This window comes from Gracilimonas tropica DSM 19535 (assembly GCF_000375425.1).
Classification (GTDB): domain Bacteria; phylum Bacteroidota; class Rhodothermia; order Balneolales; family Balneolaceae; genus Gracilimonas; species Gracilimonas tropica.
The window spans coordinates 639,139-654,361 of sequence record NZ_AQXG01000002.1; the positions used below are offsets into that span (position 1 = coordinate 639,139).

The following is a 15,223-nucleotide window of genomic DNA, read 5'->3' on the forward strand; positions in this document are numbered from 1 at the left end:
CGACCATGGGTTTTATTTTTATTTAGATTTATTCCACATAAGCTTTGATTCCGTTTGAAAAGGTTCTTAACTTAGAATCGTTCTAAATAAAAATACCAATCATAAATCATTCCTTTTCCTATATCATGAGGCTTACAAAAATATTATTACTGCCGCTCTTAACCCTCGCATTCATTTCCTGCGACAACAACGAAACTGCCAAAATTGAAGCTCCTTCTACCTATGAGTTTACCCGAAATGGAGAATCCAGTGTCTCCTTCACCGGCCAAACTACCCGAATCCAGATGGCCAGCGAACTGACTTCCGCCATGATGGATTTTGACAATACTACCGAAGAGTTGTTATTGGAAATGTATCGCAACGAAACTGCTGAAGGCGGAGATGCTGATCCATTTCAAAACGAAGATCTGAATGAAGCCACTAAAAACATCAAAGGCAAAGTGGCGGCATCAACCGATTATTTTTCATCTAACACTCAGCTCAGTGCAGAGATCAAAAATGAATTTGAAGGCTGGTTAAGCGCTCAGGTTCAGGACGTATTTCCAAATGAGAACACCCAAGCCGCTCCGGGTCAACCGGGCCAGATCGCGGATGGTTCTTCCGCCCGATATGTAAACGGCAAAGGATTTGAATACAACCAATTGGTAGGGAAAAGTCTTATCGGGGCTCTGATGGCCGACCAAATGTTGAATAATTACCTCAGCACGGCTGTTTTGGATGCTGGAACCAATCGAGAAGATAACAGCAATGGCACATTAGCTGATGGTGCAAACTATACCGATATGGAGCACAAATGGGATGAAGCCTATGGCTACCTGTTCGGTAATGCTGACAATCCGGCCAATCCTGCTATTGGCGAAGGAAATGGATTCCTGAATACTTATTTGGGGCGCGTTGATGCAGACGAAGATTTTGCCGGAATTGGACAGGAAACGTTTGACGCCTTTATTCTTGGCCGTGCCGCAATCGAAGCCGGTGCTTATGATATCCGTGATGAACAGGCTCAGATCATCCGCGAGAATATTTCGACCGTTATAGCTGTGAGAGCTGTTTATTATTTGCAATCCGGAAAAAATGCACTCGACCAGGCTACCCCTGATTATGGAGCAGCTTTTCATGATCTATCTGAGGCCTATGGCTTTCTTTACAGCCTTAAATTCAGCAGAGTTCCAAATTCTGACAGTCCTTATCTTGGCATGCAAGAGATTGATGAAATGCTGGCGCAGCTGGAAGCCGGTCAGGGTCTCTGGGATGTAGAACCAAGTACATTGGACGAAATATCTGAAACGATTGCAGCACAATTTGAATTCACCGTTTCACAAGCCGCCAACTAACAGAATTTTCATCCAAAGGCTGGCAGCTTGATTTGTTGCCGGCTTTTTTGTTTTAAATCTTATTCATTATGAAAAAATTAACAGCTTTACTGTTCACCGTTCTGATCGTTTGGGGTTGTACCGGTAACGGTCCATCGGGACCTGATCCGGATGATTTTGACCGCGAAGCAATATTGGTGAACTGGGCTGATAATATTATCGTCCCGGCCTTCACCCATTTTTCCGAGACCACAGATCAGCTTCATACCTCAGCCCAAGAATTCGCTTCGAACCCAACCGAACAAAATCTCGTCAAACTTCGCACTTCATGGGAAAATGCTTACCTGGCTTTCCAGCATGTTTCAATGTTTGAAATGGGAGAAGCCATGCAGCTTCGATTTCGTGATAACCTGAATATTTACCCATCGGATACCTCAAATATCAACGAAAACATTACCGAAGGAGGTTACAACCTCGAATTGCCTTCTCAAAATAGTAGCCAGGGCTTTCCTGCGTTAGATTATCTACTTAACGGTTTGGGAGAAAACGATGCTGAAATTCTCGCTTCTTATACTACCGATTCCAACGCCGAAAATTATCGTGTTTATCTTACCGACCTTACCGAACGCGCCGATAATCTTGCGAATCAAGTGCTGGAAAACTGGACAAACGGTTATCGTGATGAATTTGTCAGCAATTCCGGAAATGGCGCCAATTCTTCCCTCGATATGATGGTGAACGACTACATCTATTACTACGAGAAACACCTGCGTGCCGGCAAGGTCGGCATTCCGGCCGGTGTCTTTTCCGGTTCACCCCTGAGCAGTCATGTGGAAGCGTACTACAGCGAGGGACTTTCCAAAGCCCTGTTTAACGAGGCTCTCACCGCCAGCATCAATTTCTTTAACGGAACCCATTTTGATGCGGAAGTGAATGGCCAAAGCCTGGATGATTATCTCGATTACCTGAATACGATGAAGGACGGAGCCGATCTCACCATGCTGATCAATGATCAATTTCAGACCGCACAATCACGCGCCGAAAATTTAGATCCCGACTTCGCCGCTCAAGTTGAAACCGATAATTCTCTGATGCTTTCCACCTATGATGAGCTCCAGCGAAATGTCGTAAATATGAAAGTAGATATGCTGCAGGCGCTGAGTATCAATGTGGATTATGTGGATGCCGACGGTGACTAAAGCGTGATATATAACTCCATTCAAACATATTTTTCCCGCACAAAGAATGCTGCTCCACTCGCCGTTTTCCGGATCTTATTCGGAATCCTGATGCTGTGGAGCATCGTTCGTTTTGCGGCCAATGGATGGATCTCCAAGCTTTATATTGAACCGGATTTTCATTTTTCCTATTTGGGATTTGAATGGGTTGGGCCTTTGGGTGAATGGACCTACCTTCTGTTTATCATCTGCGGGATCACATCCCTTTTTGTAGCCCTCGGATTTAAATATCGCATTTCCATCATCGTCTTTTTCCTCAGCTTTACCTATATCGAGCTGATGGACAAAACCACCTATCTGAACCACTATTACTTCATCAGCATCCTGAGCTTTCTGATGATCTTTCTCCCGGCTCACGCCTACTATTCGATAGATGCCCGGCGGAATAAACACCTGCGCTCTCAGGAAATTCCGGCCTGGACCATCGACTCCATCAAACTTCTTTTGGGTATCGTCTATTTTTACGCCGGACTTGCAAAACTAAACTCCGACTGGCTCTTCGAAGCCATGCCCCTTCAGATCTGGCTGCCGTCGAAATACTCCATTCCGTTATTGGGAGATCTGCTGCAGCAAACCTGGGCACATTACGCTTTTGCCTGGGGTGGTACTCTTTACGACCTGTCCATTCCGTTCCTGCTGCTTTACAAACGAACCCGCATTTTCGCTTTTATGATGGTCGTCATTTTTCATGTTTTGACCCGCGTGCTGTTCCCCATCGGCATGTTTCCGTACATCATGATCGGTAGTGTGCTGATCTTTTTTGATGCCGGATTGCATAATAAAATACTTGCTAAAATTTCGGAATGGCTGAATATCTCGAAATCAGTTTTTGATAACGGAAAGATCTATCAATTCCCAAAAAATTGGCTAAGAAAGGCTTCTGTTGGAATCGTCGCGGTCTTTTTCATTCTGCAGCTACTCATTCCTTTTAGATATTTACTCTATCCTGGAGAATTATTCTGGACCGAAGAGGGCTACCGGTTTTCCTGGCGGGTGATGCTCATGGAGAAAGCCGGTTATGCCAATTTCAAAGTCGTGAACCCGGAAAACGGCCAGCGTTTTTATGTCGATAACGATCAGTTCCTTACTGAATTCCAGGAAAAACAGATGTCCTTTCAACCCGATTTCATACTGGAATATGCCCACTACCTCGAAGACCATTATCAGACGCAAGGCATCAAAGATCCCGAGATCTATGTGGAAAGTTATGTCGCGCTAAATGGACGGCGAAGTCAGCCGTATGTGAATCCGGAAGTCGATCTCACCGAAATCAAACCTTCACTCAAACACCGAACCTGGTTACTCCCTTTTAATGATGAAATTAAAGGCCTTTAGTTTTTTACTTCTTCTTTTTGGATGGTGTTCGATGTCAGTTCAGGCCCAACATCAAATTTCCGGCTATGTAATTGAAGCCGAAACCAAAGAGCCGGTCGAAATGGTAGAGATTTACGACAACAATGCCGGCAAGTCATTTCGAACCGATGAAGACGGCTATTTTGAGATCAATGATCTTCCTTACGGCACCTATTTCCTGTATTTCTACAAGCTGGGATATGAAGTGGTGCAGCGCCCTATTGTCCTTGACACCAAGAATTCCACGATCTATATCGAGCTTGAAAGACTTTCCAGGGAAATGTCAGAAGTAGCGATTACGGAACGGCGGGAGGAAGTTTTTGCCATGCAGCGGCTTCGGGAAGTGGAGGGAACCTCGATCTTTGCAGGAAAGAAAAACGAGGTCATCAATCTGGATAATATGGTGGTGAATACGTCCGCCAATAATGCCCGGCAGATCTACAGTCAGATTTCAGGACTGAACATTTTCGAATCCAATGATGCCGGCTTGCAGCTCAATATCGGTGGGCGCGGACTTGATCCCAATCGCTCTTCCAACTTCAACATTCGCCAGAATAATTACGACATCAGCGCAGATGTGCTAGGCTATCCCGAAAGCTATTACACGCCTCCGGCCGAGGGAATTGAACGAATTCAGGTGATTCGCGGAGCAGCTTCTCTACAATATGGAACTCAGTTTGGCGGACTTGTTAACTTCAAAATGAAGAAACCGGTTCAGGATCGAAATATTGAATGGGTCTCCCGACAATCGGTTGGCTCAAATGCCCTGCTTACTTCCTTCAACAGCCTGAGCGGTTCCACGGGAAAAGCCGGCTATTATGGATATTTCAACTACAAAAACGGCGATGGATTCCGCCCCAATTCCAATTTTGAATCCCAAAACGCCTACTTTTTTGCGGATTATGATCTGGGCGAAAATACCACCTTAAGTGCAGATTTCACCTATTTATACTATCTCGCCCAGCAGCCCGGCGGACTTACAGACGCTCAATTCTACCGAGATCCCACCGTCAGCAATCGAACCCGAAACTGGTTTGAAGTGGACTGGAAACTGGCTTCCGTGAAGCTGGAGCACCGCTTTTCTTATAAAACTCGGCTCAGCGTGTTGGCATATGGACTCGACGCTTCTCGAAAATCTGTCGGATTCCGGACCAACCGCGTTTCACAGAAAGACGACCTGAATGCTCCGCGTGATCTTATCCTGGGAGATTTCAACAACTGGGGAACCGAAGTTCGATTTCTAAACCGATATCAGATCGGAGACATGAATTCTGTTTTCCTGATCGGTTCCAAATATTATCAATCCAGGAATGAGTCGGTTCAGGGACCGGGATCGGCATCTTCAGAAGCTGATTTCACTTTAGCCGACCAACAATTTCCAAATTACCCTAATCAATCCGATTTCATTTTTCCCAATCGAAACGTGGCGCTTTTCGGGGAGAATATTTTTTACCTGAAGGATAATTTCTCCATCACGCCGGGTTTTCGGTTTGAGTACATCAACACGCAAAGTGAGGGAACCTTCAAACGCGTGAATTTTGATCTCGCCGGAAATCCTATTCAAAACGAGACCTTCGAAGACAACCGGGAATTTGAGCGGAGTTTTATTTTGCTGGGTGCCGGACTCAGTTATCTTCCAAACACCAAAACAGAATTCTATGGAAACTTCTCCCAGAATTATCGGTCCGTAACGTTCAATGACATACGAATTGTAAATCCCACTTTTAAGGTCGACCCAAACATCACCGATGAAAGCGGCTTTACCACTGACTTTGGCGTCCGAGGACGAATTGGTGAATCCGTTTCTTATGACGTCGGCGGATTTGCTCTCTTGTATAACAATCGAATTGGGGAAGTCCTTCGGGCAGAAACTCGCATCAATGCCGAAGGTGATCAGGAAGAAACCGGACGCGTTGTGCGATTTCGGGGCAACATCGGGCAGGCTTTTATGTATGGAATTGAAAGCTTGGTCGAGTTCAATCTGCTGTCAATCACGGGGAATGATTCTCGGGACCTGAAATTGAATGTATTCGCAAATACCGCCCTCACCCAATCCGAATATCTGGATTCTGATATTGCCGGAGTGCAGGGAAATGAAGTCGAATTTGTTCCTTTGATTAATATGAAAACAGGTGTGAATTTTGGGTACAAAAACCTATTAGGGAGTCTTCAGTACACGTATGTTTCCTCTCAGTTTACCGACGCCTCCAATGCCCCTCAAAATACTTTCGATAACCAAAGCGGCATCCGCGGAGAAATTCCAGCCTATGATATTCTGGACCTCTCGGCTTCCTATTCCTGGAAGAATTTGAAGCTTGAAACGGGCATCAACAATCTGCTCAATGACTGGTATTTCACACGTAGAGCAACCGGCTATCCCGGCCCGGGAATTATTCCTTCTCCGCCAAGAACCTATTATTTAACCCTGCAATTCAAGATTGGCAATTGAGCTAATTTGTGAATTTGGTTACCAATTGTCAGGATTTAATTTGATGTAAACCCGGATAGCATTTAGTGCCCTGTAATTCCTGATTATGTGATCATAAAACCGGGATTGCCATGCTAATTCATAATTTTTTTGATTGCACCATCGGGTGACTGAACCCTTGTATTGATTTAAAATCACAGATACAGATCCTGGTTTTGGTTTTCCAAATTCCCTTTTATTCAGTGGGGAAATGATTAGGAATCTGATTCCAAAAATACCAGGCTGCACAGCCCTGCCCGGTAAGTCCAATCTTTCCATTCCGGATTTCCCCAAAATAATGCTCACGATCTTTGGTGCAGATAGTGATAAAATAATACCACGGAGTTCTGTAATCCCATCCTTCCAACCGTAATAATTTACTTGATTTCTTCATACCCTTAGTTTGGTTCGTCTTCATTAGTAAAAGCAAATTCATCCCCATTCCTTACAAAAAAATTTCCGTATCTTTTGGTTCTCAAAATTCATTCATCTACCCTATTCATGAAATATCTTGCTATCCCTCTGATCTTTTTTATTGCCATTTCCTGCAATTCCAATACTGACCAAAATACTTACAATCCCGAAACCGATACCTTGAAATACGAGCAGGAAGTGCACCTTCAAAATGTTCGTCAGCTTACTTTTGGCGGGGATAATGCAGAAGCATATTGGAGTTACGATGGGGAAGAACTCATCTTTCAATCCAACAATCCTGAGTGGGGCGTAAAGTGTGATCAAATTTTTACCATGGATATTTCGGAAAAGAAACCTGGATTTAAGCCTCCTATGATCAGCACCGGAAACGGACGAACAACCTGCGCCTATTTTCTTCCGGGCGATTCCACTTTCGTCTACTCCTCTACCCATGAAAATGGACTGGAATGCCCAACCGCTCCCGAACGTGGGGCAGCCGGAGCCTATGTGTGGCCGATCTACGATTCTTATGATATCTACAAAGCCGACATGGATGGTAACATCATCGCCAAGTTAACCGACGAACCCGGTTACGATGCAGAACCCACCGTTTCACCAAAGGGCGATAAAATTGTATTCACTTCCGACCGCAGCGGAGATCTCGAACTCTACATCATGGATACGGACGGCTTTAACGTAATTCAGGTAACGGATGAATTAGGATACGATGGCGGAGCCTTTTTCTCTCCCGATGGAACCCAGCTGATCTTCCGGGCATCACGACCGGAGACCAAAGAAGAAATTGCCAAATACAAAAACCTGCTTTCTCAGGGATTAGTTGAACCGACCAACATGGAACTCTTCATCGTGAACGTAGACGGAACCGGACTCCGGCAGATCACCGATCTTGGAAATGCCAACTGGGCACCTTATTTCCATCCTTCCGGAGAGAAGATCGTGTTTTCATCCAACCACCAATCCCAACGTGGATTTCCCTTTAACATCTTTATGATCAATGTGGATGGAACCGGATTGGAGCAGGTCACTTTTGATGAGGCTTTTGATTCTTTCCCGATGTTCTCTCCCGATGGCAAAAAGATCGTCTTCTCCTCAAACCGAAATAATGGCGGTGACCGGTCAACCAACGTTTTTGTGGCGGATTGGGTGGAGTAGGCTTTTTTTCCGGGTTAAGCAGGTCGGGCAAGCTGCCCGACTTACGGTCCATCTTTTAGAAAGAAGAGCCGGGTAATGGACATAGCCTCTCCATCACCCCGTTTCTCACCGATAAAACATAGCGCTCTATCCAAGGGAAACGGAAAGATGGATTTCATGGTAAGCTGGGGGTAGAATCAGATCTTCTTATTCCGAATGTCCATGCTTTGGTGAAGAACTCTTAACTCTTAGAACCAATAGTGCTTCACCTTCCTCTTTTATGAAAACTACATGCTTTTTGTAAAGAAAACTTCGAATTTCATTTTTTAAATCTGACCTACTTTGAAACAAAGATTGATAATCTATGTCGATCAACTCGCATTTGTCTTCTCAGTTAAAGTTTCTGCACTCATTCTTACCCCTTTGAATCCATTCCCCATTTAGTTACTATTCAAATGCACCCTAATTGCAGGCAAGGGTATGATTCATTTTTCCAAATATCTCTTCTTTTCATTCTTAGGATCAGTTCTGATCAGCTGCTCTGCTACAAAGGAATTGCCCGTTAAAACTACCTTTGATTTCAATTATGACGATCAAAATTACCAGATCATCAGCATTAACGCACAAGATGGAGAGGGTATGAATTACTTGCTGGGGTTTGACAACAACAGTACCGTATTGCGGTGCTTAGATCAAGATCAGGATGGAAGTATTGAGATCATTCAGTACGGTGATCTTTCGTTGGATCAGGTAAATATGATCTACCATTTTGGGATTCAGAAAGCCATTGAAGCTGGTAAATTTAAAAGCAGAGAAGGACATCGGATCTATGAAGTAGCGAATTCAGATACCTTATTCACAATTGAAACGCTTGGAAACTACACAGATCAACTTTACAACCGGTTTATTGTCTCGAATTTATTGGAAAGTACGTACCTCATTTATTGGGATTTAGATGCTGATGGAGTTCTGGATCAAAAGGAAGGTGAAGTTGCTGACCTGAATGATGTTCAAAAAATATATGAGCGCGTATTGCAAATCGGTTTAGAGGAATCCCGCATTCAAGTCCGGGAAGGTAAATACGTCGTTCTATTTCAAATGTCCACTCCTTCATCTTGATTTCCCTTTCGTTTAAAACTGTGATTTGGTTATACTCATGCTCGGAAATCAACACTTAATAAACCGGGTTATGAAACTTACGCTTTCCAATATTTCAAAGACATACAAGAACGGGGTGAAAGCCCTTGATGACGTATCCATCGAGATCGAATCGGGCATGTTTGGGCTTTTGGGTCCTAATGGCGCCGGAAAATCCACGCTGATGCGCACCATCGCCACATTACAAGCACCTGATTCGGGTTCTGCTTTTCTCAACGACATCAACATTCTTGAGGACAAACAAAGCCTTCGAAAAGTGCTCGGATATCTGCCACAGGAATTTGGGGTGTATCCAAAGATGTCGGCCGAGGATTTGCTGCATTATTTTGCCCGGTTGAAAGGAATCACCGACGGATCTCAGCGCACTGAAATAGTGAATACCGCTTTGGAAGTCACCAATTTGTTTGAGGTGAAAAACAAAAGCGTAGCCGGTTATTCAGGCGGAATGAAGCAGCGATTTGGCATTGCCCAGTTGCTGTTGAACGACCCAAAACTCATCATCGTAGATGAGCCTACCGCCGGACTTGATCCTTCCGAACGCCATCGCTTCCTGAATGTACTTCGGGAGATCGGTACCAACCATATCGTCATCTTTTCTACCCACATTGTGGATGATGTGAAAGAACTTTGTACCGATATGGCCATCATGAATGGTGGACGTATTCTGAGTCATCACACCCCGAAACAAGCCGTGAAATCGCTAGACGGACAGATCTGGACGAAGGTCATTGAGCGGGATGAACTGGAAGCATACGAAGATAAATTCAACGTCATATCTTCCAACTTCAATCAGGATAACACGCTGAATATTCGCGTTCACGGAACCGAGCAGCCTGATGAAACCTTCGAGGCCAAAGCGCCCGATCTGGCGGATGTATATTTCGTGACCCTCCGCGAAGAGAAAGAAGTTGTAGCCGCTTAATCCCAAATTCTGTCCACTATGTTTTATTCCATTTTTTCTTTTGAGATCCGGTACTGGCTGCGACAAACTTCCTTTTATGTATACGCCGGTATCATGTTTGCGCTCTCCTATTTTGTTATGATCAGCGCCGCAGGCATTTTCGAAAGCCTGACCGTAAGTATGAATTCCATCACCATCATGAATTCCCCGGTTGCCATCAACGGGTTGTTGAATGAAATGGCAATCATTCTGTATTTCTTTCTCCCTGCCCTTATCGGCGGAACCATTTACCGCGATTACAAACACCACATGCATTCGGTGCTGTATTCTTACCCGTTCAAAAAGTGGGAATATTTGCTGGGGAAATTCATGGCCGGACTCACGGTTTCTACCCTGGTGATGATGGCAGCTGCTCTCGGGATTATCCTTGGAACCATTACCCCGGGCACCAATCCGGAGCTCCTCGGTCCCTTTGAAATAATGAGCTACGTTCAGCCCTTTCTCTACTACCTGATTCCCAACATGATCTTTTTCGGGGCGATGGTGTTTGCGATCGTGGCCTTCACCCGAAATATCAACGTGGCTTTTATTGTGATCCTGGCCTTTTTCCTGATCCAGATCTTTGCCCAGAATCTCACAGCCGACCTGGATAACAAATACCTGGCCGCCCTGCTCGACCCATACGGAGCTCAAGCCAATGCCTACTACACTGAATACTGGACCATTTTTGAACAGAATGAAAACCCGCTGCCCTGGGGAGAAGTGATCCTCTACAACCGACTCATTTGGGGCGGACTTGGAATCCTTATTTTCGGATTGGTTTACTGGGGATTCAGTTTTAGTCAGCAGGCGTTCAGCTTCAACTTCTTCAAAAAGAAAAAGGGAGAAGCCGTAACGAAGAAAAATTTCGGCAGCATTTTGACGGTGAACATGCCCAAAGTTGACATGAATTTCTCATTCATCGAAAACCTGAAATTATCATGGGAACTCGCCAAGGTTGACTTCAAATATATTGTAAGCGGTTGGGCGTTTATCATTATTGCGCTGATCGGATTGCTGATCTCGCTGAGTGTGATTCTTCTCGGGGGTGAAATTTTTGGTACCGACACCCTGCCGGTCACCTGGCAAATGCTGCAACTCCCCGGAACCTTCTTCAGCCTGTTTATCAACATTCTGACCTTTTTATATGCAGGAATGCTCATCCATCGCAGTCGCGGTGACAATATGGATCAGCTCATTCACGTAACACCTACCGCCAACTGGACGATCTTATTCTCCAAATTCCTGGCGCTCGTACTCATGCAGATGGCGTTGCTTTCCATCATCATGATCGCCGGAATCGGAGTACAAACCTTCAATGGATATTTTAACTACGAGATCGGTCAGTATCTCTTTGATCTGTATGCCATTTCGCTGATCCACGTGGTGATCTGGGGACTTTTTGCCATTTTCATTCACAGCCTGTTCAAGAATTACTACATTGGCTTTATTCTGCTGCTGGTGATCTCCATTGGTATCACCTTTTTGGGTGAAATTGGGATCGAGCAAACGGTCTTTAAATTCAATCAGGCGCCCGGTACGGCTTATTCTGATATGAACGGATACGGCCGATCGCTGGCTCCGTACTTTGTGTATAAAGGCTACTGGCTGCTGCTGTCCATCGCACTGTATGTGCTTGCGATCCTGTTTTTCCGAAGGGGATTGCCAGGGAATTTCAAGGAACGCATTCAAAATGCCAAAGAAGCCTTCACCACAAATTTGAAACTCGTTTTTACGATCTCACTGGTCGGTTTTTTTAGCGTGGGAACATGGATCTATTACGTGAATAACATCAAGCACGAATACATTTCATCCCAGGAATGGGAAAAACGTACGGCGGATTTTGAAAAGAATTACGGCAAGTTCCGGGATGTCCCTCAGCCGAGAATTGTGTCGAGTACCATCAACCTGGATCTGTATCCGGAGACCCGCGATTTTGAAGTGGCCGGAACCTACATCCTGAAAAATAAAACCACCTTCCCCATCGACTCCGTCCACATCGACCACAACAGCTACATCAGTGTATTTGAGTTTGATCGCGATTTCGAGCTGGTGCTGGAAGATGACTCCATGAATTACGATATCTATCGTCTTGCTGAACCGCTGATGCCCGGTGACTCGGTGCTGTTCACCTTTGCCCTTTCAAATGAAGAGAACGAGATCCTGGAAAATGAGTCGCCTGTGCGGTACAACGGAACTTTCATCAACAATTCCCTTTTCCCGAGGATCGGTTATCAGGAATCTGCGGAATTGAGCAGTCGTGAAGCCCGTGAGCGCTATGATCTTCCTGAAAAACCACGAATGCCGGCCATCACGGACAGCGCTGCCCGAATGAATAATTACATCTCCAGCGATGCCGACTGGATCGATTTTGAGACCACCATCTCAACGTCACCGGAACAAATTGCCATCGCTCCCGGCTATCTTCAGGATGAATGGGAAGAGAACGGCCGCCGCTATTTCCATTACAAAATGGACAGCACCATCGTGAATTTCTATTCCTTCATTTCTGCGGAATTTGAGGTGGCGCAAGACACCTGGAATGATGTCAACATCGAGATCTACCATCACCCCGACCACACCTATAATCTGGAATACATGATGGAAGGCGTAAAAAAATCGCTCGATTATTACACTGATAACTTCAGTCCGTACCAATTCCGGCAGTTGCGCATTATTGAGTTTCCGCGAACCGGGGGAAGTTTTGCGCAGTCATTTGCCAACACGGTTCCCTATTCTGAGGCCGTGGGTTTCATCGCCGATGTGGATACCACAGCCGAAGATGCCGTGAATTATCCGTTCAGTATTACCGCGCACGAGGTGGCGCATCAATGGTGGGCACATCAGGTGATTGGTGCGAATGTACAAGGTGCTACTATGCTGTCTGAAAGTCTCTCGGAATACAGCGCGCTGAAAGTGCTGGAGAAGGAATACGGTGTACACCAAATGCGGTATTTCCTGAAAGATGCACTGGATAGCTACCTCACCGGCCGAACGTTTGAGTCACAGCGCGAGCAGCCGCTGATCTACAACGAAAATCAGCAGTACATCCATTATAACAAGGGCTCGCTGGTATTTTATGCGCTGGGCGATTACATCGGGGACGACAAACTCAACGCCGCCCTAAGCGATTACATTGACGATGTTGCATTCCAGGAACCGCCTTACACCACTTCCCTGGAATTACTGGAATACCTGAAAGCTGCCACACCGGATTCGTTGCAATATCTCATCACTGATATGTTTGAGACTATCACACTGTACGACAACCGCGTTGAGGAAGCGAGCTACACCGAACTGGACAGCAGCACTTACGAAGTGAATCTCACCCTTCAGGCTTCCAAATACCGAACCGGAGAAACGGGCGAGCGCATTTATAAGAACGAAGCAGGCGACAGTCTTTCGGTAGAGATTGAAGGCCGCCGCCGACCGGTAGAATCCCTCCCCCTACAGGACTGGATCGAAGTAGGCGTATTCGGTACTGATTCCTTAGGCAATGAAACCGTGCTCTACCTCGAAAAACGAAAATTCACGGATATCCTGAATGAGTTTACCATTACCGTTGATGAAGAGCCGACTTCGGTGGGCATCGATCCCTATAACAAACTCATTGATACTATTTCGAATGATAACCGGAGGCCGCCTTCACGGGAGGATGAGTAGGTAAAATTTGCTTCGGTAAGATAAGATTAGACACCTTGCTTACTGTTGAAAAAGTAAGCAGAGGTGTTATCTTAGAGATTTACAAGAGGATATTATGCGAACACCTTAGGCGAACGGCGGTTCGGATAACAACCCAAAAATCACATTATACGAACAAGAAGGTGCAGGAAAGCGTGTAAAGGCGGTTTCGTCTCGTTCGCCCTAACAATACCTTCGTTCACATAATATTATGTTAGGTTACATTTACACTTGCAGACATGAAGAAATACTTCTCAATTTATTCTTTACTTGTAGCACTTTTGTTTTTGGGGATAAAGATTCATGACAGCATCATGTACACACTACCAAATGCTTTTTCTACGAGTAAACCTTTTGCGTACAAGTTCGGACATATTTTCGGTTTTGTTGTTGTGAGTACTGCAACGATTGGAATCATTTATCTTCTATTTAAAACCGTATTTACATCAAAAGCGGAACCAAAAATCAAAGAATAGCATGTAACCTAACAAGCGTTTCAAATCGGACGCGGACAGGGTGCGATGGAGACTTGATTGCCAGGAATTAATTTTGCTACTTCAAAAAGAAATCATAATCCCCGCGCCGTTTAAACGCCGGGTCGTTATGCCACAAGCTAAACCAAAATGAAATCTTTAAAAGCTCTTCTTATTGTTGGTGTAGTTCTCCTATTCATACTACTAATTTTCAGACTTGATTCTGGAACAGTGTTTAGTTTTCTGCTTGGTGATCCCGTCAAAACACCAGTTACAAAATTTGGCGAATTTCCCGTAGAACTAACCTATTCTATTTCCGGTGAAAAACTATCAACAAAGGATACTGTGATTTGTGAATACAAAGGTATTGAATGTAATGAAGCTGGTTGTTTCAGAGATTGGGATTTTTCCCTAAAGAGTGGCAAAACTGATTTAGTGCTAAAGCAAATTAGTGCCGATAGTATTATTTACTATCCAACAGGTTCATGTTTTTACTATATGAATGATTTTCCACATGGAGGTTCTTACAAACACGCTTTTCCAAATGCAGCTTTATTTACAAAAAATGGTTCTCTAACAACCAAAGCTAGTTTAGATTCCTTAAAATTAGCAGAAAAATTTGAAATACATTTAAACTCTTGGGAATATGAAACACCACTTTCTAAAAATGAAATCTTTAATTCTAAATAAATTGCGGCATAACACCATTAAAAAGGACTTTGTCAAGTAGATAGTTTTTTTCCATATGCTGTAGTGCATTTATTTAAAAACAACAGGTTATTATTCATTGTTGGTACTTTAACCGGGCAATCAAACCGACTTCTTTCAATCTCATCGATGGTCGGCGGGAATAAACCGGCCATCCAACACCATTACGGGCTTATCTATTGTATTTCACAATAGCTGTAACCGATTAAGGTTACCATCCCTGATCTTACATCGATTACCCATTCGGAGTCCCAATCAAATTGCGTCGGGCTGGGGTCAACCGGGTTGATCTCGCCCTCTTATGCTACGCGGGCTTACCGAATGAG

At 44.6% G+C, this 15,223-nt stretch carries 10 protein-coding genes; 9 read left to right on the forward strand and 1 reads right to left on the reverse strand.

Features of this window, described 5'->3' with window-relative positions; all coding sequences use genetic code 11:
- The first annotated feature begins 125 nt into the window (after window positions 1-125).
- From B151_RS0106380 to B151_RS0106395, 4 genes are all read left to right on the forward strand, one after another.
- The gene (locus B151_RS0106380; RefSeq protein WP_020402781.1) at window positions 126-1,334 is read left to right on the forward strand and encodes a DUF4856 domain-containing protein; all 1,209 of its coding nucleotides are present in this window, start codon (window positions 126-128) and stop codon (window positions 1,332-1,334) included.
- Window positions 1,335-1,402: 68 nt separating this feature from the next.
- The gene (locus B151_RS0106385; protein ID WP_020402782.1) at window positions 1,403-2,512 is read left to right on the forward strand and encodes an imelysin family protein; all 1,110 of its coding nucleotides are present in this window, start codon (window positions 1,403-1,405) and stop codon (window positions 2,510-2,512) included.
- Between the two features lie 6 nt (window positions 2,513-2,518).
- Complete coding sequence (locus B151_RS0106390) at window positions 2,519-3,886, forward strand: HTTM domain-containing protein (protein WP_026166525.1); 1,368 nt, start codon at window positions 2,519-2,521, stop codon at window positions 3,884-3,886.
- Window positions 3,864-6,353 (forward strand): TonB-dependent receptor, encoded by a 2,490-nt coding sequence (locus tag B151_RS0106395; RefSeq protein ID WP_020402784.1) that lies wholly within the window; start codon window positions 3,864-3,866, stop codon window positions 6,351-6,353. Before B151_RS0106390 ends, B151_RS0106395 begins: the two co-directional genes overlap by 23 nt.
- A gap of 214 nt (window positions 6,354-6,567) precedes the next feature.
- Here B151_RS0106395 and B151_RS0106400 read toward each other — a convergent pair whose 3' ends face one another.
- Window positions 6,568-6,765 carry a hypothetical protein gene (locus B151_RS0106400; protein ID WP_020402785.1) on the reverse strand — a complete coding sequence of 66 codons (198 nt, stop codon included), beginning with the start codon at window positions 6,763-6,765 and terminating at the stop codon, window positions 6,568-6,570.
- 107 nt (window positions 6,766-6,872) lie between these two features.
- Here B151_RS0106400 and B151_RS0106405 point away from each other — a divergent pair, with 107 nt between their 5' ends.
- The 5 genes from B151_RS0106405 (at window position 6,873) to B151_RS0106430 (ending at window position 14,879) form a co-directional block, all read left to right on the forward strand.
- Window positions 6,873-7,958 carry a TolB family protein gene (locus tag B151_RS0106405; protein WP_020402786.1) on the forward strand — a complete coding sequence of 362 codons (1,086 nt, stop codon included), beginning with the start codon at window positions 6,873-6,875 and terminating at the stop codon, window positions 7,956-7,958.
- 534 nt (window positions 7,959-8,492) lie between these two features.
- On the forward strand, window positions 8,493-9,056 hold the full coding sequence (locus B151_RS0106410; RefSeq protein WP_157470710.1) for a hypothetical protein: 564 nt from the start codon (window positions 8,493-8,495) through the stop codon (window positions 9,054-9,056).
- A gap of 70 nt (window positions 9,057-9,126) precedes the next feature.
- Window positions 9,127-10,017 (forward strand): ABC transporter ATP-binding protein, encoded by an 891-nt coding sequence (locus tag B151_RS0106415; protein WP_026166527.1) that lies wholly within the window; start codon window positions 9,127-9,129, stop codon window positions 10,015-10,017.
- 18 nt (window positions 10,018-10,035) lie between these two features.
- The gene (locus B151_RS0106420) at window positions 10,036-13,698 is read left to right on the forward strand and encodes an ABC transporter permease/M1 family aminopeptidase (protein WP_020402789.1); all 3,663 of its coding nucleotides are present in this window, start codon (window positions 10,036-10,038) and stop codon (window positions 13,696-13,698) included.
- Window positions 13,699-14,339: 641 nt separating this feature from the next.
- On the forward strand, window positions 14,340-14,879 hold the full coding sequence (locus B151_RS0106430) for a hypothetical protein (RefSeq protein WP_020402791.1): 540 nt from the start codon (window positions 14,340-14,342) through the stop codon (window positions 14,877-14,879).
- The last annotated feature ends 344 nt before the right edge of the window (window positions 14,880-15,223 follow it).

What these genes read in the sequence shown, in the direction of transcription:
- B151_RS0106380 (WP_020402781.1), top strand. Translation starts at nt 126, where the DNA reads ATGAGGCTTACAAAAATATTATTACTGCCGCTCTTAACCCTCGCATTC.
- B151_RS0106385 (WP_020402782.1), top strand. Translation starts at nt 1,403, where the DNA reads ATGAAAAAATTAACAGCTTTACTGTTCACCGTTCTGATCGTTTGGGGT.
- B151_RS0106395 (WP_020402784.1), top strand. Translation starts at nt 3,864, where the DNA reads ATGATGAAATTAAAGGCCTTTAGTTTTTTACTTCTTCTTTTTGGATGG.
- B151_RS0106400 (WP_020402785.1), bottom strand. Translation starts at nt 6,765, where the DNA reads ATGAAGAAATCAAGTAAATTATTACGGTTGGAAGGATGGGATTACAGA.
- B151_RS0106405 (WP_020402786.1), top strand. Translation starts at nt 6,873, where the DNA reads ATGAAATATCTTGCTATCCCTCTGATCTTTTTTATTGCCATTTCCTGC.
- B151_RS0106415 (WP_026166527.1), top strand. Translation starts at nt 9,127, where the DNA reads ATGAAACTTACGCTTTCCAATATTTCAAAGACATACAAGAACGGGGTG.
- B151_RS0106420 (WP_020402789.1), top strand. Translation starts at nt 10,036, where the DNA reads ATGTTTTATTCCATTTTTTCTTTTGAGATCCGGTACTGGCTGCGACAA.
- B151_RS0106430 (WP_020402791.1), top strand. Translation starts at nt 14,340, where the DNA reads ATGAAATCTTTAAAAGCTCTTCTTATTGTTGGTGTAGTTCTCCTATTC.